Raw genomic sequence first — 477 nt, forward strand, 5'->3', positions numbered from 1 at the left:
TTCATGGTTTTATCCTTTGCTCTGCCTCGAGTGTTTCAAAACATGAACCTAATAAAATCAATTAGTTATGAAAACACTAGGGCGAAGTTTGCCCTATGCCGTCTGAAATAGGCGGCATAAAGGCGGGTAAATTTCAGGGAATAGGTGGGCTTAATCTGCTTTGGTTACGCTGTAAACAGCCCATTCTTTCAGGTCGTCTGAAAGCTCCAGCAGGGCGGAAACCTGATTTACAGATTCCGTAAAGCTGTAACCAAACACCAGCGCCAGCAGGTCAAAACCGCTGCCGCCTTTGGGGGTGCATTGGTTACAGATGTAGCCGCCGCCGTCTGAATCGTCAGGGCGCGGGATGGGGTCGGTTTTGAATATATCCCTCAAGCTCGGATGACAAATCGAAAGATTCCAAGTTTTCCGCATGGGGGACTAGGGTTTGAATGACTGTGGCAAGGCGTGCCGTGCTTCTGATCGCACTTATGGGGG

General features: G+C 49.3%; 1 protein-coding gene. It reads right to left on the bottom strand.

The genetic code is table 11. The annotated features are described in order from the left end of the window. Nucleotides 1-150: 150 nt before the first annotated feature. On the bottom strand, nt 151-375 hold the full coding sequence (locus ACTHUM_RS19240) for a hypothetical protein (RefSeq protein WP_070459987.1): 225 nt from the start codon (nt 373-375) through the stop codon (nt 151-153). Between the last annotated feature and the right edge of the window lie 102 nt (nt 376-477).

This window comes from Neisseria sp. P0021.S006 (genome assembly GCF_051956895.1).